The 22,123-nt window shown below is 58.6% G+C and carries 19 protein-coding genes; 6 read left to right on the top strand and 13 right to left on the bottom strand.

Annotated features, from left to right (window positions below; genetic code table 11):
* From G5306_RS18050 to arcB, 5 genes are all read right to left on the bottom strand, one after another.
* On the bottom strand, positions 1 to 1,212 hold the full coding sequence (locus G5306_RS18050) for an EAL domain-containing response regulator (protein WP_421313347.1): 1,212 nt from the start codon (positions 1,210 to 1,212) through the stop codon (positions 1 to 3).
* Positions 1,193 to 5,443 carry an ATP-binding protein gene (locus tag G5306_RS18045; protein ID WP_421313345.1) on the bottom strand — a complete coding sequence of 1,417 codons (4,251 nt, stop codon included), beginning with the start codon at positions 5,441 to 5,443 and terminating at the stop codon, positions 1,193 to 1,195. Before G5306_RS18045 ends, G5306_RS18050 begins: the two co-directional genes overlap by 20 nt.
* Before the next feature lie 221 nt (positions 5,444 to 5,664).
* Positions 5,665 to 5,868: a hypothetical protein gene (locus tag G5306_RS18040; protein ID WP_245133436.1), complete on the bottom strand. Its 204-nt coding sequence runs from the start codon at positions 5,866 to 5,868 to the stop codon at positions 5,665 to 5,667.
* Positions 5,869 to 6,183: 315 nt separating this feature from the next.
* Positions 6,184 to 7,548: a dGTPase gene (gene dgt / locus G5306_RS18035; RefSeq protein WP_421313343.1), complete on the bottom strand. Its 1,365-nt coding sequence runs from the start codon at positions 7,546 to 7,548 to the stop codon at positions 6,184 to 6,186.
* A 51-nt stretch (positions 7,549 to 7,599) separates the two neighbouring features.
* Positions 7,600 to 9,912, bottom strand: a complete 2,313-nt coding sequence (gene arcB, locus G5306_RS18030) for an aerobic respiration two-component sensor histidine kinase ArcB (RefSeq protein WP_421313342.1) — start codon at positions 9,910 to 9,912, stop codon at positions 7,600 to 7,602.
* A gap of 204 nt (positions 9,913 to 10,116) precedes the next feature.
* Between arcB and G5306_RS18025 the strand changes: the two genes are divergently transcribed.
* Positions 10,117 to 11,112, top strand: coding sequence for a DUF2860 family protein (locus G5306_RS18025; RefSeq protein WP_216952915.1), 996 nt, complete (start codon positions 10,117 to 10,119; stop codon positions 11,110 to 11,112).
* Between the two features lie 67 nt (positions 11,113 to 11,179).
* Here G5306_RS18025 and G5306_RS18020 read toward each other — a convergent pair whose 3' ends face one another.
* The 4 genes from G5306_RS18020 to G5306_RS18005 all read right to left on the bottom strand — a co-directional run bounded on the left by G5306_RS18020 (position 11,180) and on the right by G5306_RS18005 (position 14,104).
* Entirely contained in the window at positions 11,180 to 11,881 is a 702-nt protein-coding gene (locus tag G5306_RS18020; protein ID WP_227341980.1) for a DUF3334 family protein, read from the bottom strand.
* A gap of 89 nt (positions 11,882 to 11,970) precedes the next feature.
* On the bottom strand, positions 11,971 to 12,417 hold the full coding sequence (locus G5306_RS18015; protein WP_227341979.1) for an HIT domain-containing protein: 447 nt from the start codon (positions 12,415 to 12,417) through the stop codon (positions 11,971 to 11,973).
* A gap of 74 nt (positions 12,418 to 12,491) precedes the next feature.
* Positions 12,492 to 13,133 carry a DUF2057 domain-containing protein gene (locus tag G5306_RS18010; RefSeq protein WP_227341978.1) on the bottom strand — a complete coding sequence of 214 codons (642 nt, stop codon included), beginning with the start codon at positions 13,131 to 13,133 and terminating at the stop codon, positions 12,492 to 12,494.
* A gap of 71 nt (positions 13,134 to 13,204) precedes the next feature.
* The gene (locus G5306_RS18005) at positions 13,205 to 14,104 is read right to left on the bottom strand and encodes a LysR family transcriptional regulator (RefSeq protein WP_227342988.1); all 900 of its coding nucleotides are present in this window, start codon (positions 14,102 to 14,104) and stop codon (positions 13,205 to 13,207) included.
* A gap of 97 nt (positions 14,105 to 14,201) precedes the next feature.
* Between G5306_RS18005 and G5306_RS18000 the strand changes: the two genes are divergently transcribed.
* Positions 14,202 to 14,804: a short chain dehydrogenase gene (locus G5306_RS18000; protein WP_064338734.1), complete on the top strand. Its 603-nt coding sequence runs from the start codon at positions 14,202 to 14,204 to the stop codon at positions 14,802 to 14,804.
* A gap of 128 nt (positions 14,805 to 14,932) precedes the next feature.
* Here G5306_RS18000 and G5306_RS17995 read toward each other — a convergent pair whose 3' ends face one another.
* From G5306_RS17995 to dapA, 3 genes are all read right to left on the bottom strand, one after another.
* Positions 14,933 to 16,036, bottom strand: a complete 1,104-nt coding sequence (locus tag G5306_RS17995) for a phosphoribosylaminoimidazolesuccinocarboxamide synthase (protein ID WP_245147344.1) — start codon at positions 16,034 to 16,036, stop codon at positions 14,933 to 14,935.
* A gap of 168 nt (positions 16,037 to 16,204) precedes the next feature.
* Positions 16,205 to 17,332 (bottom strand): outer membrane protein assembly factor BamC, encoded by a 1,128-nt coding sequence (gene bamC / locus G5306_RS17990; protein WP_005349235.1) that lies wholly within the window; start codon positions 17,330 to 17,332, stop codon positions 16,205 to 16,207.
* Positions 17,325 to 18,212, bottom strand: a complete 888-nt coding sequence (dapA, locus tag G5306_RS17985) for a 4-hydroxy-tetrahydrodipicolinate synthase (RefSeq protein ID WP_421313339.1) — start codon at positions 18,210 to 18,212, stop codon at positions 17,325 to 17,327. The genes bamC and dapA overlap by 8 nt, the downstream gene beginning before the upstream one ends.
* A 205-nt stretch (positions 18,213 to 18,417) precedes the next feature.
* Here dapA and G5306_RS17980 point away from each other — a divergent pair, with 205 nt between their 5' ends.
* The 3 genes from G5306_RS17980 (at position 18,418) to G5306_RS17970 (ending at position 20,104) form a co-directional block, all read left to right on the top strand.
* Positions 18,418 to 18,951: a glycine cleavage system protein R gene (locus tag G5306_RS17980; RefSeq protein WP_005349229.1), complete on the top strand. Its 534-nt coding sequence runs from the start codon at positions 18,418 to 18,420 to the stop codon at positions 18,949 to 18,951.
* A gap of 24 nt (positions 18,952 to 18,975) precedes the next feature.
* Positions 18,976 to 19,440 carry a thioredoxin-dependent thiol peroxidase gene (gene bcp, locus G5306_RS17975; protein WP_216980162.1) on the top strand — a complete coding sequence of 155 codons (465 nt, stop codon included), beginning with the start codon at positions 18,976 to 18,978 and terminating at the stop codon, positions 19,438 to 19,440.
* A 163-nt stretch (positions 19,441 to 19,603) separates the two neighbouring features.
* Positions 19,604 to 20,104, top strand: a complete 501-nt coding sequence (locus G5306_RS17970; protein ID WP_421244824.1) for a YfbU family protein — start codon at positions 19,604 to 19,606, stop codon at positions 20,102 to 20,104.
* A 59-nt stretch (positions 20,105 to 20,163) separates the two neighbouring features.
* On the opposite strand, the gene yfbV is transcribed toward G5306_RS17970, so the two are convergent.
* The gene (yfbV, locus tag G5306_RS17965; RefSeq protein ID WP_005339116.1) at positions 20,164 to 20,604 is read right to left on the bottom strand and encodes a terminus macrodomain insulation protein YfbV; all 441 of its coding nucleotides are present in this window, start codon (positions 20,602 to 20,604) and stop codon (positions 20,164 to 20,166) included.
* 304 nt (positions 20,605 to 20,908) lie between these two features.
* Between yfbV and G5306_RS17960 the strand changes: the two genes are divergently transcribed.
* Positions 20,909 to 22,111, top strand: coding sequence for an acetate kinase (locus G5306_RS17960; protein WP_421206035.1), 1,203 nt, complete (start codon positions 20,909 to 20,911; stop codon positions 22,109 to 22,111).
* Positions 22,112 to 22,123: the final 12 nt, after the last annotated feature.

Below are 22,123 nucleotides of genomic sequence, written 5' to 3'. Positions count from 1 at the left end.
TCAGATAGATATCAGTGTAGGCAATCTATCTTGCCAAGCCCGGTGCCACTCTTGCAACTCGCTGCGTGGCATCGGTCTGGCAGAGAAGAACCCCTGACAAACATCGCAGCCCAACTTTGCCAGCAACCGCCAGGTCTGCTCATCCTCTACCCCTTCAGCCACCGACTTGAGGCCCAACTTGCGCGCCAGCTCGATACTGGACTCGATAATGGCCAGACGGGATGGGTCTTCAAAACAGCGGTCGACAAAGGAGCGATCCAGCTTCAGTTCGGTAAAGGGCAGCAGCGCCAGTTGCTGCATGGAGGAGTAGCCGGTACCGAAGTCATCAATGGCGAGGCCAAAGCCGTGCATCCGCAGCCGGGTCAGCACCTCCAGCGACTTGCCCAGATCCTGTACAAAGGCGCTCTCGGTCACCTCCAGGGTGATAAGCTCGGGGTTGATGCTCCAGCGTTGACACTGATTGATCAGGGAGTTGCACAGATCGCCCTCGATCAGCGAGGTAGTGGAGAGGTTCATCGACAGATTGAGCGAGAGTCCAGTCTCTTCCCACAAGTGACCATCACTAAGGGATTTGCCGATGATCACTTCAGTCAACTGATCGATCAGTCCGTTGCGCTCCGCCAGTGGAATAAAACGCCCCGGAGAGATCAGGCCGTACTCCGGGTGCTGCCAGCGGGCCAGCGCCTCCATCCCGACCCACTCGCCGGAGGCAAAGCTCACCTTGGGCTGATACCAGGGCAGCAACTGATCCTGCTCGAGTGCACTGCACAACTCATCCAGGCCGATCCTGTGCCCCTCCTCCTCCCTGGCAGGCTCCTCCCGGGGTGACCAGGCATCGATCAGCAGCTTGAGCTGCTGCTGGGTAGAGGGTTTCTCTATGCGGCCGAGCACCTGCAAGCCATAGGCGGCACTCATCCGCAACACGGCCTCCACCACATCGTCTTCAAGGGCGCTGGAGAGGATAATCCCCCCGCGAAAACCGCCCAATGACAGGCAGCGCAGCAGCGCCATGCCATCCATGCCCGGCATCCGCAGGTCGCAAAACAGGATATCGACGGCGTGTTGCTGGCTCAGCACCAGCGCCTCGGCACCATCGGCCGCCTCCAGCAGATTCTGGTAACCCAGGCTGCGGACCTGGTGCAGCAGCGCCTTGCGCTGAAATCCATGGTCTTCCACGACCATAATGACCAACTCATGTTGTGCTTTTTTCATCGAGCCATAATCCAATGTCGTGGGCGATCGCCGTCATCAATAGCTGCACCTTGCCGGTCAGCTCATCCAGTTCCTCAAGCTGCTTCAATCTGGCAGCCGACTCCAGCCTGGCAGCCTGTGTGGCCAGCTCCTGCAGCCCGACCATGCGGGCTGCCCCCTTGATCCGGTGGGCAGTTTCTACCAGTACGTTGAAATCATGGCAAGCCAGCGCAGCCATCATATGAGCCCCATCCTGACGATTGGAGTCGAGATATTCCGCCGCCATCGCCCGCGCCGTCGGCTCATCGCCAAACAGGGTCAACCAGCGTTCAGCCTGAACGGCCAGCACATCATCGACCGCCGTCACCGCTGTACCGCCCGCCGGTACCGACTCAGCGAGCCAGTGTGCCAGCAGCTGGCGCAGGGTATCCAGCGGGTAGGGCTTGAACAGCATGTCACTCATTCCCGCTTCCACCATACGGGCATGGGCCTCTTCCGAGGTATCCGCTGTCACCCCAATAATGGGCGCCGTCACGCCCGCAGCCCGCAGCGCCTTGGTCAGGGCATAGCCGTCCATCACCGGCATGTGGCAATCGGTCAGCAACAGGGAGAATGGCTGCCCCTGCCAGGCCCGCAACGCCTTTTCGCCATCTTCCACTACCTGGGATTCAATTCCGAGGATAGCCAGTTGTCGTGCCAGCAGGGCGCGATTGACCGGATGATCATCGGCCACCAGCACCCGTCCTCCCAGCTTGTCGGCCAGCGCAGGCAAAACCGGGGCGACCCGTTCCTGCAGCAGTTCGAGACAACTCTCCAGCAGCAGGTCCGGGTAGAGAGGAGAGAGCCCCAATCGCCACCACAACTGACCGCCGATCCGGCCGCGAAGGGCCTCGTTCGGTGACGCTATGATCCCTCTCAATGAGACATGCTGCAACCATCCCTGCCACTCACCGCCGAGGGCCTGCTCCAACCACAGCTGATCAGCCAGCAGCAACCCTTCCAGTGAGCGGTTGAGCTGGCTGGCATCCAGATGCCTTAGCTTGGCGCCCAACCGCCGCATGGCCGCCTCGAGGCTGGCATCGGCGCTGAAAAACCACCATTCGGTGCCAGCCAGCGGGGGCGCATCCCATTGAGGGTTGGTCAGCGGCACGGTAAAGCGGAAACGGGATCCCTCTCCCGCCTTGCTGGTCAGGGTGAGTTCGCCCCCCATTTTGCGCACCAGCTGATCACAGATTGCCAGCCCCAGCCCGGTACCACCAAAGCGGCGATTGATGTCGGACTCCACCTGCTCAAACGGAGTGAACAACAATGCCTGTTTCTCCTCGGCAATCCCGATACCGGTATCGCGGATACTGATAGCAAGCTGATCGCGCAGGTAGCTGACCCGGATGGAGACCTCCCCCTGTTCGGTGAACTTTACCGCATTGTTGAGCAGATTGGAGATCACCTGACCGACCCGTACCCCGTCGATATCGGCCCAATCAGGTACATGCTGGCCCCACTCCAGCGTCACGTTGAGCCCTTTGCTATGGGCCAGGGTAGCGTGGCCACGGATCGCATCGCAGATCACCGTCTGCAACCGGCTGACCTGACAATGCAGTTGCAACTGACCCGCCTCGATCTTGGAGAAATCGAGTATGTCGTTGACCAGATAGAGCAGGTTGTTGGTCGAGGTGACCACATTACGCACCATGTAACGTTGATCGTCGTTGAGCTCGCTCATTTGCAACAACTCGAGCATGCCGTGCATGCCGGAGATGGGGGTGCGTAACTCGTGGCTCATGGTGGCCAGAAAGCGGCTGCGCGCCTGCATCGCCTGCTCGGCATAAGCACGTGCCTCGCGCAGCTCATGCTCCTGCTGCTTGAGGGCCGTGATGTCCTGAATCACCCCGTTGAGTATCAGCGCCTGCTGCTCCTGACGGACAAAATTGCCGCGTACCTGCAGATAGCGATCCCCGTCAGGGCGCTCCACCTTGACCTCCAGATCGAGGGGGGCCAGGGTCTCGGCATGGTTGGCCACCTTGCTGACAAACTCCTGCAGGGCCTGTTCGGTAAAGCCAAATACCTCACCACCCGATTCAGCGTTAAATAAATCCTGATGAGATACCCCCAGGATCTCGTTGGCCCCCTGAGAGGCATAAAGAAAGCGTCCCTTGCCCGGCCCCAGCCACAGATACTGGTAGACTACGCCGGGCATGCTGTCGGTGATCTGGGTCAGGCGAGTTTCAGCCTGACGAGCACGCTCCTCGGCTTCCTTGATACGGCTGACATCGGTCAGCACTGTCAGCACACCCCGCATGTTGCCATCGGGGTCCCGGTAAGGGCGCTTGGCATAGATAACATGAAAAGGGGTGCCATCGGCACGCAAGCTATTGCCGGCCCCCTCCAGCTCCTGGCCGCTTTGCCATATCCGGCGCTCCTCTTCCAGCACGCTCGCACGCAGGGGCTCGGGGATGCTTTGCAGGTCGTCAAGCGCCTCGCCATTGACATCAACGAGAAAGGCATCGCGATAAGCCCGGTTGCAGAGGGTTATACGCTGCTCGCTGTCGCGCAATGCCACCATGGTCGGCAATGAGTTGAGCAGGGTCTGTACAAACAGCAACTGTTCGTTGAGTTTGCTCTCTGCGATTTTCCGCTGCGCAATCTGGCGACGCAGGCTGCGGGCCCAGAACATCACCAGCAGACCGCAGGTCAACAAGGCCACTCCGCCCAGCGCCAGCCACTTGTAGAACTGGCTGTAATCGGATTCGACATTTACCGAAACATTGAGCCAGCGCCGCTCCAGCAGTTGCCACTCCTCATCCGTGATGGTCAGCAACAGCTTGTCCATGATCCGCAGCAGCTCGGGCTGCCTGATATCAACGGCCATGCTGATGGGCACGGAAAACTCGGGGGAGCTCAGCACCACCTGATACTTTTCGTTGAAGCCCTTCATGGCCTGCTGCCCCAGATTGGTCATGGTCAACAGCACATACTCGGCTTTCCCCGTATCAAGCAGGGTAAGCAGCTCGGTATCCTTGCCCACTTCAATGACGTTGCCACCATGGGCGCTGATAAGAGAAGCTTCATAAGAACCGGTCACGCCACCAATCAGGCGCCCTTTCAGCTCCGCCAGCGACTTCAACGGGCGCGCGCCGCGCCGGGATACCACATAGCTGTCGAATTTAAGGTAGGAGGAGCTGAAGGAGGCAAATGCCTCGCGATCCCTGAGCGGTGTCATCAGGGGGATCAGATCCACCTTGTGCTGTTTCAGCAGAGCCAGAGACTCTTGCCAGGTGCTGGTCGGCTCAAGTTCAAAGCGGATCCCCGAGCGCAGACTCAACAACTTCATCAAATCTGCCGCATAGCCGTGCAACACCCCTTCGTCATCAATCTCGCTGATACCGGCAAACGACGGCGCAACGGCAAACCTGACCACCTTGCTCTTCTTCTTTAACCAGGCTACCTCGTCTGGTTCCAGCAACAAACCCGCCTTGAAACGGCTGTCTTCCTGATTCAGCCGCAACCGGGCATCAGCCACCGGGATCCGCTGGTAGGCCTGCCAGATGCGATCCGTCAGCGCCGGGTCATGGGTACTGGTTGCAATGGTCAATGCACTACCGGGGATCCAGTCCGGGATCACAATCCCCATCGACTCAGGCAACCGCTCCATCTCCATGGCAATGATCGGCCCCAGAGCCAGATAAGCATCGGCCGCCCCCAGTTTGACCATATAGGTCGCCTCGTCACGGCTCTCCAGCTCGGTCACATGAGGCATCCCCAGTCGCGCCAGCTCATTGCAACTGCCAAAACCGCGAATACAGACCCAGCGAAGCTTGCGCGCCTGTTCCAGGGTCAAACGTTGATCCGGATGGCGCATCAAGATGGCGCGGGCGTAGGAGCCCAGATAGCCAATATGATTCATCCCCTCCAGCTCGAGCGCATCGAGCTCGACCCCGATCAAGGCATCAACTTGGCGTCTGTTCAGCGCACCACGGGCATCCACATAGGAGTTGTAGGAGACATAGCGCAGGGAGACCCCCATTTCTGCCGCAATACGCGAGGCCAGCTCCTTGAGCGGACCGGCATAGCGCTGATTGGGCAGTTCATAGAGGAACGGAGGATAACCACCACGGGGCACCCCGACCACCAACTCTTCATCAACCGCACTCTGGTGGTCCGCCACTGCCTTTTCCAACTGGGGAACAGCAACAGCAGGCAGGCCGGAAAACAGCAGCAACAGGGGGAGAAAAAGCTGACGAAAGAGTGACATGAAGTCTTGTCCTGATGAGTAAAACAGATAGGCCACCATATCTAATCTTGCCGATCCTGGCGGAACAAGGCGAGAAAACATACGCATCTGTCACAAACGGGGCAGAGAGGATAGTGCCGGGGCACAGAAAAGTGAATAAAAAATCAACCTGCAAACACAAAAATGGCAGGCATTACGCCTGCCACGTCACCACGGGGAGAGCGTTTACCCTCCCCTATGGATCAGGTTATTCGATTCCCGAGCCGAAAGCCGGTTTGATACTCGCTTTCGCGGATATGGGCGATCTGTCCCTCAAACCCTTCCAGACCAATATCTTTCAGCAGGGCAGGTGACAGATTGACCACGGCGAGACGACGCTCGACCCGGGCAATCCTTCTCTGGACCAGGGATTCAACACTGCGCAGTAAAACCAGTTCGATAGACATGACATTCTCCAGTTGAACATGCGGTTCTCCCGGAGAAAGTGGATATCACCCTGCGGGACGAACCGCGGGTGATAAAAAGACAGGGGTTACCTGTTTACGCCACGCGGTAAAAGAGCACGAGATTTCACGCCGCACGCAGTGCCGCGAGAGAATGCAATATTGAGCATCAGATGTTGCATTTTCGTCTCCTTACCGGGTAAAAGTTGAACAGATTGCAGAAGTCTAAAAAATATCCGAATTTAAAACAAGCCTCTTGCGACTCCTTTTTAAACGTTTTTACGGCATTTTATGCTGCCCGACAGGGAGCCTGGGGCATCAGATCCCCGAGAGTAGCCGGTACTCTTCCAGTACATAGGTATCCGTCATGCCGCTGACATAATCGAGCAGCAGCCGCACCCGGTAATACCACTCCTGCTCGTTCTGGCAGGCAAAGCGCGGATCCGGGGTGGCGATCGCCAATCGATAGGCCTTGAGATGGCGGGCCGAGAGACGGTGATAGAGGCGGCGCGCAAAGAAAAGCGTCTGACTCCCCTCCCCGGCCAGCAGACGGGCAAACTGTGGCGCTGGCAGCGACAACAGGCAGGCATAACTGGTCAGCACCCCGCGCAGCGCCGCATACCCCTCCAGCTCAAGCGCTTCCACCTCGGGGCGCATAAAGACCAGCTCACGGGCCACCCGCTTGAGGATATCGAGCACCCGCGCCGCCGGCGCCTGACCGTGCAGCAGCGCTTGCGGATAGGATCCCTGCAAAATGGCCTGATGTTCGCTGACATAGCTCTGCGCCGCCAACGCCACCAGATCCCGGGTCAGCTGCTGGCGAAAATGGGGGAAAAAGCCCCGACCAGAAGCCAGCGCCTCATCCAGCAAGGTGCCCATGTAGTCACTCTGGTCAGCAGCTCGCAGCGCCGCCAGCAGTTCACCCTGAGTCAGGATCCGCCGATCTACCGCATCTTCCAGATCGGCGATGCAGTAGGAGATGTCATCGGCCGCCTCCATGATGTAAACCAGCGGATGACGGCAGCCGGGGGCCAGACCCAGGCTCTGACCGAGGGCGCGGTAGAGCGGCTGCTCACTGAAGAAGATGCCCCGCTTGCTGCTCCAGCCATGATGCTGGCCATAGCTCACCCCGGGTTGCGGCTGCTGCGGGTATTTGCAGAGCGCCGCCAGTTGTCCGAGTGTCAGGTTGAGCTCGTGCAAGCTGTGCACCAGCCGCAAGCTCTGGGCGTTGCCATCAAACAGTTGCAGATCCTGACGCAGCTCAGCCCACTGGGTCGAGGGGGGCTGCGCCAGCGCCTGCTGATAGAGGGGATCGAGCATCTCGCCGAGCCACTGGCTCATCACCTGCTCGCCAAAGTGGCCAAACGGCGGGTTGCCCACGTCATGAAGCAGGCAGGACATCTCCACCAGATTGATAAAGGCCCCTTCGCAGACCATCCCGGCTGGCAAGGCGGCCAGAATACGGCGGCTGATCTGGCGACCGGTCTCCTGCACCTCCAGCGAGTGGGTGAGGCGACTGCGCACCGAGGCCTTCACATCGAGCGGAAAGACCTGGGTCTTCTGCTGCAACCGGCGCACCGGCGCCGCCTGCACGATACGGGCGCGATCCTGCTCGGTCGCCTCCAGCAAATCCTCGTCCCCCCAAGGGTGGATGCGCGCAGGGGTAATCAAACGGCTATACATCTTGCAGCTCCTTGCCAGCCACTTCCATCAGACTCAAGACAACCTCCAGCCTCAAGACAGCAACCAGCGCCGCAGCCGGGCGATATCGCCCGGATATTCCCGGCGCAACGTCTCAATCCAGTCTTCCACGTTCTCCCACCAGGCGGGATGATCCGGGCTCTGGATCAGCTGAGCCGTCTGCTGCAAACGACGCAGGCCAATGGAGCCTGCCGCCCCTTTTATCTTGTGCGCCTCCTCCACCACCCCCGCCTGATCCCGGGCGATCATGTTGGAGTCGAGCACCGCCATGTAGTCCGGCATCATCTTCTCGAACAGCTCGACGCTGGAGAGCAGCACCGGCTTGCCCACCGTATCGGCATAATCAGTGAGGAAGGGAATATCCAGCAGGGCATCCTGATTGCCCGCATCAGCTTGCTCGTCCGCTTCATCCTCGGCCAGACCGGCAAACAGATGGCCAATCACCTCCCGCACAGCCTTCGAGCCAAGCGGTTTGTTGATCACATCCCGCATCCCGCGCTCCAGATAATACTGGCGATCGCCGGTAGAGTTGGCCGTTAGTGCCACCATGGGCGGCAGGCTGTCGCCATAACGCTCCAGCAGGGTTTTCGCCACATCGAAGCCGGTCATGTCCGGCAGCTGGATATCGAGCAGAATGAGGTCGAAATCATCCGGATTGGCCATCGCCAGCGCCTGGGTGCCATCCCGTGCCACCTGCACCTGATGACCCAACTTGCCCAGCAGGGCGCAGGCCACCGTCACGTTGAGCTCCACATCTTCCACCAGCAGGATATCGAGGGAGGGCATCTCCTCCTCCTGCTCCTGCGGCACTGGCTCGGCGCAAGCTACCTCCAGCTCGGCGGTGAAGCAGGAGCCTTCGCCCGGCTCACTGTCCACATAGAGCAGGCCGCCCATCGCCTGCACCAGCTGACGGGAGACCGCGAGGCCAATACCGGTGCCGGTGGCGTGTTTCTTGCCCTGCACCTGATAGTACATGGCGAAGATCTTCTCCTGCTGGGCGCGCGGGATGCCGATGCCGGTATCCTCCACCTCGAAGTGCAGGGCCAGCTTGCCCGGCTCGTCGGCAGGATGAGAGAGGCAGCGCACGGTGACGCCCCCCTCGTCGGTAAACTTGACCGCATTGCCCACCAGATTCCACAACACCTGACGCAGACGGGTACCGTCGGCTATCACGAATTGCGGCATGTCGCCATCGCGATCGAAATGCAGATATAGCCCCTTCTGCTCCGCCTGAATGCGCGACAGGGTCTCCAGCTCGTCGAGGAAGGCAGGCAGATCGATGCGGGTCGGCGCAATTTCGAGGCGACGCCGATCGAGTTTGTCCAAATCGATGATGTCGTTGAAGATATTGCCAAGGGTCACCGCACTCAGGTGAATGGTCTTGAGCTGCTGGTGCTGCTTGGGATCGAGGGGGGTATCCATCAGCATCCGGCTTAAGCCCACGATGCCGTTGAGCGGGGTGCGCAGCTCGTGGCTGATGGTGGAGATAAAGGTAGTCTTGTCGCGGCTCGCCTTCTCCAGTTTGTCCTGATACTGCTTGCGCTCGGTGATGTCGCGCCCAAAGCCGAGCAGGCCCAGCCGCTTGCCGAAGCGATCGAAGAAGGGCACTTTGCGCAGCTCGAAGTAGGCCTTGCGGCCATCGGGATACTCCAGCCACTGTTCATAGGTGAGGGGCTCATTGCTGGCAAAGACCTGCTTGTCGGTCTCCACCACCTTGTTGGCAATCTCCTGCTTGTAGACATCGAAAGGTGTGAGGCCAATCAGCTCGCTCTCCGCCTTGCCGGTCAGCTCCTCCATGGCGCGGTTGCAACCGGAGAACTGCTCATCCTCATTGCGGTAGTAGACCAGATCCGGGGAACAGTCGATAAAGGAGCGCAGCAGAGCGGTACGCTCCCCCAGATGAAGCTGGGCTTTCTCCCGCTGGAACACCTCGTTCTCGAGATCCTCGATGGCCTGCAGACGCAGTGCCTCGGCCCGGTTGGTCTCGGCAATCTGGGCATTGAGGCGACTGATGTTCTCCTGCAACTGACTGTTGAGCTCCAGATCCCGCTCGCGCATATCCTGCAGCTTGCGCACCATCCGGCTCAATCGCTGACGGGAATCCTCCAGCTGATCCACCACGATGGAGAGAAAATAGACCGCCCAGGGGGTCACCAGCAGGCCAAAGAAGACCGAGCGCACGAAGTCGATCACATCAATATTGCCGCGCAGGAACAGGGTCACCCCCATCTGGATGGCGACAGCCAGCACTATGATGCCAGCCGCCAGAAACATGCTGAAGCGCACCAGTCCCAGCTTGGTCATCAGATCGACGTAATATTGTGCCCAGGATTTAATCTGCTTCATCTTGTTATTTTCTCCCCCATATCCGCGAACAGAATACCAGCACAGAGAATTGAACTCTTCTTATCTCGCACAATTAATTAACGATTCGCCTAGTGAAATGAGTGAGTTAGGATATTTGATGAAATTCTGTCAGTTGCCATTAAGGGTGGCCCCCTATAATCGCCCACCTGGTAATTTAAACGCGTTTAATTTAGGAGTTATCTGATGCGCAACACTACCCTGCTTGGTCTGGGCCTGCTGGTCGCAAATAGTGCATATGCGGATTTGGGAACCATTCCCAACGAATCGGGCTGGTCCGGTTTCCTGCTTGGCGGCGTCAACGTCATCAATTACGAATCCAACTTTTACAGCGGTGACGACGAAAATCGTCGACTGAGCGGACTGGGCAGTGCAGAGAGCAGCTCCGCCGTCGCCCCGCTGCTCAACGCAGATATCCGTTACACCTTTGCCGATACCCGCACCCAGGTCTTCCTCGGTAACCTGATCCAGGATGCCATCCGTTTCGACTTCACCCAGCAACTCGGTATCCGCCAGGAGATGAGCAACAAGGGCACAGTGGCCGGCTCCGTGGTCTTCAATGCCATGCCAACCGAGCAGTGGAGCGATCCCTTCGCCGTAAGCGTCGATCGCCAGTCGACCGATATCAAGTCAAAAGGGGTGCGCTTCGCCTGGGACAATATCTGGGGCAGCAACTTCTTCGGCAGCCTGACCACCCGCAACATCGAAGTCGATGAAGAGCGCAGTGGCAGCCAGTATGGTGCCGACACGGCGGCCAAGCTGGATCGCAACGGCAAGATCCACGCCCTCGACCTCTCCTACAAATGGCAGCTGGCAGCCGGTCAGGTGCTGGAGCCGGCTTTCATCCACCGTCAGGCTGACCTGGACGGCAGCGCCCAGAGCTACAAGAGCAACGGCCTCCAGTTGACCTACGGCAAGCGGGCATCCCAGTGGTCCTTCGTCAGCAACCTCTATCTGGGTCAGACCAAATATGATGAAGCCAACCCAATCCCTGACTTTGGTAACAAAAAAGCCGACTCCGACGAGTTTGCCCTGACCGGTACCTTCTTCTGGCACCGCCTGTTCGGTATTGCACCGCTCTCGGCAACCTTTACCGCTGGCTACGCCAAGTCCGATTCCGACATCAACTTCTACGATTCTGAATCGGTGATGTTCAACACCGGCCTGCTCTACAACTTCTAATAACGGTTGTGCGCACCGATACAACAAGGCCACCCGAAGGTGGCCTTGTTGCTATCCGGCATTTGCCTCAAATACCCAAAGAGTCGAGCAGATCATCGTGATCATTACTGGCTGGCGCAGCGGCTGCCGGGGCCGGCTTGGCGGCATCCTGCTTGGCTTGGGCGATCAGGGCGTCAGGATCCAGCTCCTCGTGCTCCATCCCCTCATTGTGAATGCGGATGAACTCGGTCTTGTCCATCGCCAGCTCCAGATAAAAGATGTTGTTACGGGCGGTGAAGAAAGTGACGCGGCGGGACTCCGGACTGTCAAGATTGGTATCGACGCTCAGCATCACCTGCTTGTTGAGGGCCAGCATCTTCGGCTGGTTCTGGGTAATGTGAGTCTGCAAATCCCGGCCCACCTTGACGGTAAAGCTACCGACGATCTGGTTCATCAGTTCGCCCATCACGTTGCTCACCTCGTCAGAGGTATGGGAGATGGCGAGATCCTCCTTGGAGAGCCCCATGCTCAGCATGTAGCTCTCGTACAACTCCATGGCGGCAGCGGCGGAGAAGTTGATCACCACCAGACCGGAAAAACCGCCATCGAACAGCACGAAGCAGCCGATATCCGGCTTGAGGCAGGTCTTGCTGATCCGCTGCACCATGCCGGAAAACCGCACCTGACTCATGGTCGCGGCACTCAACACATCGGTCACCGAGTTGCACAGGCTGAGCAGTACATCCTCAGTCGTCAACACGACGTCATCATCGGCTCTTGTCACTATCATGGGACCTTCCTGAACATCGAGAATGGGCTTATCTATACCATAACTCTAACAGATGGCGCGGCCCGAAGACTGAAATAGCGACACGCCTCTCAGTTGACGCCGTTATCAGCAGCCGCAGGGGTAAAACCGCTCAGCTTGGCGAGCCGGGCACGCCATCTGTCGGCCTGCTGCGCCAGCACCTGTGGCTCATAAGGCACGATCGGATGAGCCCCCCAGATGGGGCCTGGCCAGGCAGCATCGGTGGCGAAACGTGCGACATGGTGAATGTGCAGCTGTGGCACCAGATTGCCCAGCGCCCCTATGTTGATCTTGTCCGGGCTGAGGGCCTGCTCCATCAGGGCGGCGACGGCGCAGGACTCCTGCATCAGCTGTTGCTGCTGCTCCGGCGCCAGATGGTGAATTTCCCGCAGGTTGGCTACTCGCGGTACCAGGATGAGCCAGGGATACTGGCTGTCTTTTGCCAGCAAGACACGGCAGAGGGGCAGATCCCCGAGCCACCGGGTATCTGCCTGCAGGCGTGAATGCAATTCAAACATGAAAACCTCGTTGAGTACGATGAACAGAGCGCCTGAAAAAAGGAGTGTCCACGTTACTGCAACGGGCAGAAAACTTAAAGCTGTGGCACGGCCCAACCGATAAAGCGCTTGCGCAGGGCTGGGTCTGCCTGGAGGAACAGCTGCTGCAACTGCCCTTCCAGCTCGCTGGCTGCCACAACGGGTTGAGCCCCACCAGCGGCCGTGGCCGTTGGCTGCGTAGCAACGGCGCCAGCCGCCAGCGCCGCCTTGCCGCCGCTGCGGTTGTATTCAGCCAGTTTGCCGTTCCAATCCACCCCAAGCAGCATGCCGCTGGTCACCAGTGCGTCCTGCTGGATGGCAAGCGCGCGGCCATTCTCCTGCAGCGCTACCACAGGAGCCTTGGCATAGGCCTGCATCCCCCGCTCGTCTCCCGGTACGCTGGCCGTCAGCTGCAAATGCTGATTGCTGCCCTGATAGCGCACCACCTGCGGCTCGGAGCGTACCTGCCGATCATTCTCGCTGCTGCTGCGGCTGGGGATCACCCCCTCGAAGCGCACCAGCAGTTGCTGCTCACCATCCGCCAGGGTGGCATGCTGCTCATCCAGCAAGGTGCCGTTGCTCACCGCGAGAATGCGGAAATTCTCCGGAACCTTCACGTCCACCATGGCCTGCACACTGCCAGCCCCCAACACTGCACAGAGCAGCACAAAACCGGTCAACCCTCTATTACTCTTCATTCCCGCTGATCTTCCTGATGCCGATGATGGGCGCAGGGTAGCAGCCGAAGATGACAGAAAAATAACGCCGCTCAGAGCAGGTAGTGGGGTCGCTCGGCAAACCACTGGGCAAGCACCTGCTTGAACAGCCGGATCTTGCGTGGCACCCGCCGCTGCTGGGCATGCAGCACATGAAGCTGATGCAGCCCGCTCTGCCACTCATCTAGCACGGTCACCAGCTCCCCTGCCGTCAGCAGCGATTCCACCAGCATCAGCGGGCACTTGGCATAGCCCATACCGGCACGCGCCAGTTGCAACACTGTGCTGTAATGGTTGGCCCGCACCTTGCCCTGCACCAGAATGTGGGCCTCTTCCCCTTCACGGATAAAGTGCCACTGCTCCCAGGCCGGATTGTGCCCCTGCAACAGGCAGCTGCGCCCGCTCAGCTCATAGGGAGTGGCTGGACGCCCCTCTCTCGCTACAAGTGCGGGGCTGGCCACCACTACATCCTTAAGTCGGCCAATAGGAAGTGCGACCAGATTGTCCGGCACCTCGTTCATGGCGCGCAGGGCGATGTCGTTCTCCCCCTGGCTCATGTCGACCATCTGGTTGGTGAAATTGAGCTCCACCTCCACCCCCGGGCAGAGCGCGGCAAAACTGGTCAGCAGCTCACTCACCATGCGATCGCCGGTACTGACCGGGCAGGTAAAACGCAGTCTTCCGCTATCCTCTTCGGTCAGCGCCTGAATATCCTGCTCCGCCTGCCGAACCAGCGCGAAGATCTCCCCCACCTGCTGGTAGAGGGTCTTGCCCGCCTCGGTCAGACTGAGGCGGCGGGTGGTGCGCTGCAACAGTTGCGCATTGAGGGAGGACTCCAGCGCGCTGACGTGGCGGCTCAGCATCCCCTTGCTGACCCCCAGCGTATCGGCCGCAGCCGAGAAACTGCCGCGCAGCACCACCTCATAAAAGCTGGCCAGATGGGCGATATCCATCATTAGCTCCAATATGGAAACAATGGGTTTATTTTACGCGCTTTTTCACATTTTCTGTTGCGCTAGAATCGATACATTCCAACCAGGAGTGATGCAGATGAAAATTGTGATTGTGGGTGCCTCCGGCACCGTCGGTTCCGCAGTCAGTGAACTGCTTGCCAAAGATCATCAGGTGATCCGGGTCGGCCACAGTCGTGGCGATGCCACGGTCGACATGCGCGATCCCGCCTCCATCAAGGCGCTGTTCGCCAAGCTGGGCCAGTTTGATGCACTGGTTGTCGCCAGCGGCAGCGTGGCCTTCAACGGCCTGACCGAGATGACCGACGAACAGTGGCAGGTGGGACTGGAGAGCAAGCTGATGGGCCAGATCAACCTGACCCGCGCCGCCATTCCCTATCTGACTGACAAGGGCTCCATCACCCTGATCAGCGGTATTCTGAGCGAGGAGCCGATCAACTGGGGCGTGAGCGCCAGCACAGTCAACGGCGCTATCGATCACTTTGTGAAAGCGGCCGCCTGCGAGTTACCCCGCGGCCTGCGCATCAATGTGGTGAGCCCCACCGTGCTGGCGGAGTCGATGGACAAATACGCTGACTTCTTCCCGGGCTTCGTACCGGTACCCGCCGCCAAGGTAGCGCAGGCCTACAAGAAGTCGGTGCTGGGCATCCAGACCGGCCAGGTGTTCAGGGTCAACGGCTAATCGCCGCTCGCTTGCCGCCAGACCAGCAATAAAAATGGGCCCCATAGCGGGGCCCGTCTGTTTATCTGCCTCTCTCCTTCACCATCAGCAAACGTTTGTTTGTTGGCGACAAAAAAAGAGCGCAACCCTTAGTCGATCAGACCGTACTGATCGCGCAGCACCTCGATGATCTCCTGCTTGGGATTGGCAGAACGCGCCAGCTTGTGGCCGATAATCTTCTCGGCGATCCCGACGTAGGTGTTGGAGATATCCATCATCACTTCGGTCGGCAGCTTGTTGTCGCGGGCCAGGGCAAAACGTTCCGGCATGCGGTTCTTGTTGAGCAGGATGTCCGGATCCGGGAAGTGGTTGAGCAGCCACTGACGGAAACCCTCTTTAGACTTCTCGACGATCTGGCCGTCGCGCAGGGCGGCGCCATCCCAGATACGGGAGCTGTCGGGGGTGCCCACTTCGTCCATGTAGATCAGCTTCTCGTTGCCTGCCGCATCGTGGACATAACCAAACTCGAACTTGGTATCGACGAAGATCTGATCCAGCCCGGCCAGCGCGTCGCTGATGACGTTGAAGCCCTCTTTGAGCAGCACTTCGTAGCGGTCGATGTCGGCCGGCTTGCTGAAGTTGAAGCCCTTATAATGGCGCTCGATATCGGCACGGGAGACGTTGACGTCATCGGCTTCCGGCACGCCATCCAGCCCTTTCAGCACGCCCTTGGTGGACGGAGTGATGAGGATCTCCGGCAGCTTCTGATCCTTTTTCAGCCCTTCCGGCAAGGTGATGCCGCAGAACTCGCGCTCGCCATCCTTGTAGGCACGCCACATGGAGCCGGTGATGTACTGGCGGGCAATCGCCTCGATCATCACCGGACGGGCTTTTTGCACGATCCAGACGAAAGGGTGCGGAATATCCAGAATGTGGCTGTCGGCCAGTCCCTTCTCCTTGAACAGCTTGAACCAGTGGCTGGAGATGGCGTTGAGCGCCGCCCCTTTGCCCGGTACGCCGTTCAGGCCATCCTCACCTTGCCAAATGCAATCGAAGGCCGAGATGCGATCGCTGATCACCATGAGGGCGAGGGGCGCATCGGCCGGCACATCATAGCCTTTCTCTTTTATGAGCCGGGCACTGTCTTCGGGGGTCAACCAGTAGACGCTGCGCACTTTGCCGGAATGGACAGGTTTATCGGTACGGATCGGCAAATCGTCATTCACCGCCAATACTTGATCTGCAAGACTCATGGCTAATAACACTTCCTGTTTGTGGGGGGGTAAACATCGCGAGTCCCTCACCTGCGCGCTCTGTTTGCAACGGGCTGGCAAGGGGGCTCGCATCATCGAAAACCGCTCGGAATCCCCGCGTTTTCAGGGGGATTTTGATAACAAAACAGGGGCACAAGGCCCCTGTATTTATTCTGCTTTTGCTGCTGCCTGATCGGCCAGCCCCTTGGCGAACGCCTCGGACAGGCTGATATACATCTGGGAGATAACCCCGGACGATACCGGCTTCTTGTCCTTGTCGAACAGGGTGATGGAGGTCTTACCTCCCGCCATTTCGCCAAGCTGGAAGCGGTATTTCTCCTCCTCCAGTTTGAACGGCTCGCTCCCTTTCGCCTTCCAGAACTCGGCGCCCGGCTCTTCGTACTCGACGTCGATCCAGCCCAGTGACTGCTGGGTATCCTTGATGGTGAAACCGTAAGCGGGCAGTACCTGGTTGAGGCGACGCCACACCTGATCAAAGGAGCCTTCGGCAATCCAGGCGCTCAGTTCGTTGTTGTCCAGACCCAGTTGCAGACCCATGCCATCGTTGGACTTGTGCTGCTCGCGGGCTTTCAGCTGGCTGTCGTAATAGAGAGAGAACTGGTTCAGCACTCGCGCGGCATAGCGCTGGGCATCGGCAGGGGTCAGCTTGTTGCTGGTCTCGCCGTCGATAGTCTCTTCGTGATCCAGCACCCGGACCGACATGTTGACGGCGTGGCGCTGGGCGTCGTTGCGCACGGTGAACTGGTAACGCTGACGGATTTTGAAGTCTTCGTCATCTTCACCCCAGCCATCGAGGGCGACCGTGTTGTCAAACCAGCCGGTCTGCAATACGCCATCCTGCTGATCCAGCTTCTCGGTGGTGACCTTGTATTTGGCCAGGAAGTTCATCAGGAACGACCAGGTATCGCGCTCCACGCTCTGGCTGGTGCTCAGGGCATAGAAGGCAACAGTCGGTTCGGTTGCGCTCTGCACCACCTGACTGCCCGGTACCACGGTCAGCAGTTGAGCGGGTGGGCGCACATCGACCTGGGCGCCGAGGGCACCTTCACGGCTGCTCTCGGGAAGCGGCGGGATGTCGTACTGGCTGTTGAAGGTGGGGGCACTCAATCCTGCGGGGATCAAGAACGCGCGGCCCTCGAGGCGGGCATCTTCATAACCGAAGTCGCGGTTGGCCATTTTGCGATCCTGGGGGGTGCTGCAACCGGCCAATACGGCCACAGTCGCAACGCTCAGCACCAGACGGGCTCTATTTCCCTTTCCATTAGATTTAAACACTCGCCATCAACTCCGCTGTGGTCAGTGCTCGCGCCATCAGCTGTTCGCCCTCGGGGGTGAGGTCAACCAGCGGCAGGCGCAAGGTGGCTGTTGCAATCAACCCCAGTTGGGCACAGGCCCATTTCACCGGGGTGGGGCTCGGTTCGCAGAACAGAGTCTTGTGCAACGGCATCAAGAGATTGTTGATGTCATGCGCCTGCCCGGCATCACCGGCCAGCGCAGCACGACACATGTCGGCCATCTGGGCCGCTGCAATATTGGTGGTGACCGAAATCACGCCATCGCCACCTTGCAGCATAAAATCACAACCAGTGGCATCGTCGCCACTGTAGAGAGCAAACTCCGGCCCGCACAGCTCGCGCAGCAGCGGGGTGCGGCTCAAATCGCCGGTTGCCTCTTTCAAACCGATAATGCCGGGAACCTTGGCCAGACGGGCCACGGTCTCCGGTTTGAGATCGCAACAGGTGCGACCGGGCACATTATAAAGAATTTGGGGCAGACCACTAGCCTCGGCGATCGCACAATAGTGGCGATAGAGACCTTCCTGAGTGGGCTTGTTGTAGTAAGGAGTCACCGAGAGACCCGCCACCACGCCGGTTTTGGCCAGTCGCTTTGCCAATTCAATGGCATGGGCAGTATTGTTGGAGCCGCAACCGGCGATGACGGGAATGCGTCCGGCGGCATACTCAACGGTCTTTTCAACGACGGCGATATGCTCCTGCTCGCTCAGGGTCACCGATTCCCCTGTGGTACCCACCGCAACAATGGCGCAGGTCCCGGCGCTGACATGATAGTCGACCAGTTTGGCCAGACTGGCCCAATCGACTTCACCTGAAGCCATCATGGGGGTAACGAGCGCAACAATACTACCGCGTAACATGGACTTTTCTCCCGATTTTCAGGGGCGTAATGGTAAAGCTGACCCCTTTGAAAAACAAGGGAGAGAGGGGGCAAGCCGTGATACCATCCGGAACAAAAAGTAATGGACGAAAGTCGGCAGCGTCCCTCAGGGAGTGGTCATCAGGGCCGGAGGGTTGGCTTGCCAGCGCGGCTTTCGCAACGAAATAACGGACGAGAGAAGATTTATGACTCACTACCTGGTCGTAACGGCCATCGGCACGGACAGGCCTGGCATCGTCAATGAAGTGACCCGCCACGTCAGTGGCTGTGGTTGCAACATTGTGGACAGCCGCCTTGGCATCTTCGGCAATGAATTTACCTTTATCATGCTGCTCTCGGGCGACTGGAACAGCATGATGCAACTCGAAATCAGCCTGCCCCTGCGTAGCCAGGAGTGGGATCTCATCACCATGATGAAACGCACCGAGCGCCACCAGTCCCTGCAGTATGACGTCCGCGCCAGTGCCGACCTGTTGATCCGCGACGAGCCCGGCATCGTAAGCCAGTGCACCCAGTTCTTCAGCGAACATGGCTGGAACATTCAGGCGATGCAATCCATGACCCTGGAGCAGCAGCCATTCAACCTGCTGAAGATCAGTTTTCAGCTCAATCTGGCCAGAGAGGGTGAAGTGGAAGGTTCGCAAACCGCCTTCGCCGAATTCTGTCGTCAACTGGGTGCCGAATCGTTCGAGTTTATCGTCAATCGCAAACACGCCTGAGGGCGTTTTACCCGAGGAGACCCCATGCAACCACTACAAGCTGGCAGCCCCGCCCCCGATTTCTCCCTGCCCGACCAGAATGGTAATCAGGTCAGCCTCGCTGGCCTGCGCGGCAGGAAGGTGCTGGTCTATTTCTATCCCAAGGCAATGACCCCCGGCTGCACCACCCAGGCCTGCGGCATGCGCGATGTGAACGCCGAGCTGGCCGCCCTCAATGTGGTGGTGCTTGGCATCAGCCCGGATCCGGCCAAACGGCTGAAAAAGTTCGAAGAGCGGGACCAGCTCAACTTCACCCTGCTGGCCGATGAAGACCACGCCGTCGCCGATGCTTTTGGCGTCTGGGGCCCGAAGAAATTCATGGGCAAAGAGTATGACGGCATTCACCGTCAGAGCTTCCTGATCGATGAAGAGGGCAAGATTGCCCACCACTTCGACAAGTTCAAAACCAGCGATCACCATCAGGTGGTACTGGATTTCCTCAAGGGATAACCCTCCCCTGCGTCATTGAAAGGCCTGCCATGCAGGCCTTTTTTGTCTGGTCAGCCGCCCCTTGCCAACGGATTTTTCTCACCAACTCCCCCGCCCAGATCAAAAAATTCATTTTATATATGGGTTAACGTGACCCAAGAATCATATTCCAGCGAGATATCCCATGAACATGAGCAACACTGAGCGTTTGATCCTGAGCAACCAGTACGAAATTCTGGCGAAACTCAATCCGGAGAAAGCGGACGCCTACCAGCGCGCAAGCACCATCATCGAGCGCGGCTACTGCCTGCAGATCCTCGAGCTGGAGAAGAGCTTCGGCCATCTGGATCTGGCGACCTGCCAAGAGGTAATCGACACCCTGGAGCTGCACCACGCACTGGCCATCTCATGGGGCAATCTGGATGTAGACGATCAGGGCGAGATCAACGCCAGTCGGCTGGAGTTCAACGGCTACAGCCGCAGCCAAGAGCGTGAGCTGGCTGACTACGTCTGCTTCCTGCTGGAGGTGGACAAGCGCTTCCCCGAGCTCAAGTGCCCGTGCGACGAGCTCTCCAGCGACATCGCCATGCGCGACAAATACCAGCGGATGCTGCAGGTGTGGCGTCAGTGTCCACGTCAGTACAAGCTCTCCATCCAGGAGATCCGCAAGGTGCTGGCGGCCTGATCCGCATACCAACCGCAACAAAAAAGGCGCCACTGGCGCCTTTTTGCATCTGAAACGGGTTATTCGTAGAGAAAGGATTTATCGAGCTGCTGGAAGGCGGCCTTGAGGGTATCGGCCAGCTCTTCATAGCGCGGCTGGGAAACCAGCTGGCGGCGGCCACCCTGCTCGTTCATCTTGCCGTTGATCTCCCGATACCAGCTCGCCAGCGACGGGGGCAATCGGGTATCGGCACGCTGGCCGAGCCAGTAGTAGCCCTGCAGCGGCAAACTGAGCAGAAACAGCACGGAAGTGATGACAGAAGGCCAGTAGTGCAGCTCGCCAAACTGGAACTGCAGCATCACGCTCAACACCGCCAGTGCGGGGATCACCTTGAGGGCGAACTCGGTCGCCTTGATCACCCGATTTTCAGGAAACATCGAATTGAGCTCGGGACGGCGCGGCCAAAGCGTCATATAATGGCGGCCTTGCTGTAACTTAGTTCCAAAAATGTTCATGCTCATACTACCTCCGAGCGCTTTTTGAACGTACTAACGGCAAAACCTCGACAAAATTTGATGCAAAGTAACAAAGGTTGAGGATGACTTTGTTATTTTTCAACAATCGGGTTATCCTTTGTACGCCCATTTTTGCGTCAAAAGCTTCTTGCTATTGACCTGTCAGGGACGTCTGGATTTCGGGTCTTGTATCACTATACAAGGGGCAAGCAACAGATTGCCAACCCTCATAAGGATAAGTTGAAAGTTTTTGGCCGCACCGCGTCCAACGCATCCGCCTACACAACCCAATCTGCGATAGGATTTATTCATGAGTAAGCTGGTTCTTGTTCTTAACTGTGGCAGCTCTTCCCTGAAGTTTGCCGTCATTGACGCAACCACCGGTGATGACCTGCTGTCCGGCCTGGCCGAGTGCTTCAACCTCGACGACGCCCGCATCAAGTGGAAACTGAATGGCGAGAAGGGCAGTGCCGATCTGGGTGCGGGTGCCGCTCACCAGGAAGCGCTGGACTTCATCGTCAACAAGATCCTGCCGCTCAATCCGGAACTGTCCAAGAACCTGATCGCCATCGGTCACCGTGTTGTTCACGGCGGCGAGCGCTTCACCTCTTCCGTCGTTATCTGTGACGACGTGATCGACGGCATCGAAGCCGCCGTTCCGTACGCACCGCTGCACAACCCGGCTCACCTGATCGGTATCCGTGAAGCTCGCCGCGTATTCCCGGCGCTGGCTGACAAGAACGTGGCCGTATTCGATACCGCGTTCCACCAGACCATGCCGGAAGAAGCCTTCCTGTACGCCCTGCCGTACAAGCTCTACAAAGAGAACGGCATCCGTCGCTACGGCGCTCACGGCACCAGCCACTACTATATCAGCCTGGAAGCTGCCAAGCAGCTGAACAAGCCGGTTGAAGAGCTGAACATCATCAACTGCCACCTGGGCAACGGCGGTTCCGTCTGCGCCATCAAGAACGGCAAATCCGTTGATACCTCCATGGGTCTGACCCCGCTGGAAGGCCTTGTTATGGGTACCCGCTCCGGCGATCTGGACCCGGCCATCATCTTCTTCCTGCACGACAAGCTTGGCATGAGCGTGGCCGATATCAACACCATGCTGACCAAAGAGTCCGGCCTGCAGGGTCTGACTGAAGTGACCTCCGACTGCCGTTTTGTTGAAGACAACTACGACAGCAAAGAAGAAGCCAAGCGTGCTATGGACGTTTACTGCTATCGCCTGGCCAAGTACATCGGCGCCTACGCTGCCGCCATGGACGGTCGTCTGGACGCCGTTGTTTTCACCGGTGGTATCGGTGAAAACTCCGCCCCGATCCGTGAAATCACCCTGAACAAGCTGGGTCTGCTGGGCTTTGACGTCGATCACGACGCCAACCTGAAGGCTCGTTTCGGCAAGGGTGGCGAGATCACCAAGGCTGGTTCTACCAAGGCCCTGGTTATCCCGACCAACGAAGAGTGGGTTATCGCCCACGACGCGCTGGAACTGGTCGGCGCTTAATTGACGCAGTAA

It is taken from the genome of Aeromonas sp. 603404 (assembly GCF_049171775.1).
GTDB classification, from domain to species: Bacteria; Pseudomonadota; Gammaproteobacteria; order Enterobacterales; family Aeromonadaceae; genus Aeromonas; species Aeromonas veronii_A.
This window is presented reverse-complemented; position numbering and strand designations above follow the sequence as displayed.